The sequence below is a fragment of the Eggerthella sp. BIOML-A1 genome (genome assembly GCF_009875595.1).
Taxonomy (GTDB): domain Bacteria; phylum Actinomycetota; class Coriobacteriia; order Coriobacteriales; family Eggerthellaceae; genus Eggerthella; species Eggerthella lenta.
On sequence record NZ_WWRZ01000022.1, the window covers coordinates 1 to 2541 of the forward strand.

Annotated in this window: 4 protein-coding genes and 1 pseudogene; all 5 read left to right on the plus strand. The window is 42.8% G+C overall.

What is annotated here, in order from left to right; genetic code table 11:
* The first annotated feature begins 68 nt into the window (after positions 1-68).
* A complete protein-coding gene (locus GT590_RS14115; RefSeq protein ID WP_129984632.1) occupies positions 69-458 on the plus strand; it encodes a hypothetical protein in 390 nt (129 codons plus the stop codon).
* Positions 459-471: 13 nt separating this feature from the next.
* Positions 472-954 (plus strand): phage major tail protein, TP901-1 family, encoded by a 483-nt coding sequence (locus GT590_RS14120; protein ID WP_154398270.1) that lies wholly within the window; start codon positions 472-474, stop codon positions 952-954.
* A 42-nt stretch (positions 955-996) separates the two neighbouring features.
* On the plus strand, positions 997-1356 hold the full coding sequence (locus GT590_RS14125) for a tail assembly chaperone (protein ID WP_129984634.1): 360 nt from the start codon (positions 997-999) through the stop codon (positions 1354-1356).
* Between the two features lie 41 nt (positions 1357-1397).
* Entirely contained in the window at positions 1398-1727 is a 330-nt protein-coding gene (locus tag GT590_RS14130; RefSeq protein WP_129984635.1) for a hypothetical protein, read from the plus strand.
* 2 nt (positions 1728-1729) lie between these two features.
* Positions 1730-2541 (plus strand): annotated as a pseudogene (locus GT590_RS14135) (phage tail protein); the annotation flags it as partial.

Genomic DNA, 2541 nt, shown 5'->3' on the forward strand with positions numbered 1-2541 from the left:
GCCATTCATGAAACCAGCACTTGATGAGATTGAACCGCAATTCATAGCGGAATTAAGGAGGGCTGCAATTGTTAAATAAACAACCAGACCAACAAATTCACGATGAATTGATAAAACGGTCAGAAGCATTGGGACTGCCAGCTTATCCGTTTCTACCTGATGAGGGGACACCGTACCCATTCATGGTGGTTGCATACACTCATATTGTGCCACAGTCTACAAAGTCCTACTTGATAGGCACATTGTCAGCACAAGTTGATGTCTGGGGAAAAGCTGAGGACAGAAAGCTGGTGTCAGACTGGATTGGGAAGCTCATGAGAGAGTTTTCCACAATCAAACAGATTGGCAACACAAGTTGGTCAATGGATTTAACCAGCCCCACAGAAATCATAAAAGACAACTCTACTCAAGAATTGCTCTACCATGGCATTCTTGACCTTAAATTCAAATTTCACTAGGAGGAATTAACAAATGGCGAAATATGGTAAAAATAAATTTTTGATGTTCCGCAAATTGGGGGACAAAACAGCAGCGACCAAACTGGCATTGCAAACTGAACATTCTTGGAACTATGAGCGTTCAACTGATGTGACTAAGACCAAAGATGGTGCAGTGTCATCTGATGGCGGTCTTGAAGTGACTCTCTCAATTGAAGCAGTTGCTTCAGCTGATCCAGTTAACAAAATGTTGAAAGACTCAGTTATCAACGGTTATGTTTTGGAAGTTTGGGAAATTGACCTTGCTGGTCAGAAGTCTGACTCAAAATATCCAGCACTTTATGCGCAAGGCAAACTTTCAAGCTGGGAAGTTCCAGCAAATGTTGAGGACTTGGAAACAATCTCAACTGAAATGACAATCAACGGGAAACCAGTTGAAGGCAATGCAACATTGACAGCTGGCCAAGAAGCAGCTATTCAATACGCATTCGCTAACACTACTGACATCTTAGGCTAAGAGGGGAAATTCCCCTCTTTTATTTTTTAAGGAGTAAAAAACATGAAACAAATTGAAATTAACGGCAAAAAGTATGACTTGAGCTTTGGTATTGACTTCATCCGAGAAATGGACAAGCGTTATGAAGTTTCAGGAAATGGGGTCAAATTCGGTATGGGTATTCAGTCAGCTGTTATCTACTTACAAGACTTCAACCCAGTTGTCATTGCAGACATCATCTTGTCAGCTACACACACGCTCAAATCAATCCCAAGCATTGCTGACATTGAAACATGGATTGAGGAGCAGGGTGACAATCTTGAGAAGGTCTTTGATGATTTTTTATCTGCCTTAAAGAATGCACCAATGACCAAGCTAAAAGTCACAAAAATGCTGGAAGCAATGAAGAAACAAGCCAAGTAAAAACAACGGTAGCCAATGACTCACAGGAAATCTATGAGGACATGATGGCTACCATTTTAGGCTTGTTTGGTGTGACAGATTTTGCTGAAGCTGGAAGAATGACCTTGCATGAGTACAGGCTCAGGAAACGTGGTCATTTAATGCAAGAGTTAGAACGTGAAAAGGACTTGTATTTGCAAGCTTATCTGAACCGTCTTGTGAAAGCAAGAGAGAAGAACGGTAAAGAGTATGTGTTCAAGGAGTTTAGCGACTTCTATAACGAGAAGAAGCGGAAAAATGATGTCCTTGGGAAAAACTTTGCTACCCCGGTCAACAGCAATCTGATTGCCATTGCCAAACGTATGAAGAATTATGAGAAAGGAGGTTACTGAAAATGTCATCTTACACAGTAGAAGCCATATTGACAGCCAGCACATCCCAATTCACTGCTGGAATGCGTGAAGCTATGGAGTCAGTTGAGAAATTCAAAAGCACAACAACTTCACTCAGTGCCATTGGTGACGCATTTATGGATGTAGGTAGTGCCTTGACTGCTGGAATTACTGCACCAGTAGCGGCAGGGGTTACCGCCATCATCAAGTCCTATGCGGACCTTGAACAAGCTGTCGGTGGTGTTGAAACTTTGTTCAAAGACTCAGCAGCCACAGTGATTGCTAACTCTGAAACTGCCTACACAAGGGCTGGTGTTTCTGGTGTGAAATACATGGAACAGGTAACATCATTCTCTGCAACGCTCTTGCAAGGCTTGGGCGGTGATACTGCACAGGCTGCAGCTTATGGTGACAAGGCTATTGTCCAAATGGCAGATAACTCAAACAAGATGGGTACCGCCATAGGCGATATTCAGAACGCTTATCAAGGATTTGCCAAAGACAACTACACCATGCTGGACAACTTAAAACTTGGTTACGGTGGTACACAGTCAGAAATGGCACGTTTGGTCAATGAGTCTGGTGTATTAAATGGGACATTTGAAGCAACAGCTGAGAATGTCAAAGATATTCCATTCCATACCTTGATTGAAGCCATAGGGATCACACAGGACAGGCTAGGAATTACTGGAACAACTGCCAAGGAAGCAAGTGAAACTGTTTCAGGATCATTCCAAGCCATGGTTGCCGCTGGACAGAACCTTGTGGCTGGTTTTGGTGCTGCTGACGCAGATGTCAAGACCTTGATGAACAA

Bases quoted from the DNA above. Each gene is read 5' to 3' on its own strand.
- GT590_RS14120 (WP_154398270.1), top strand. From the start codon at position 472: ATGGCGAAATATGGTAAAAATAAATTTTTGATGTTCCGCAAATTGGGG.
- GT590_RS14125 (WP_129984634.1), top strand. From the start codon at position 997: ATGAAACAAATTGAAATTAACGGCAAAAAGTATGACTTGAGCTTTGGT.
- GT590_RS14130 (WP_129984635.1), top strand. From the start codon at position 1,398: ATGATGGCTACCATTTTAGGCTTGTTTGGTGTGACAGATTTTGCTGAA.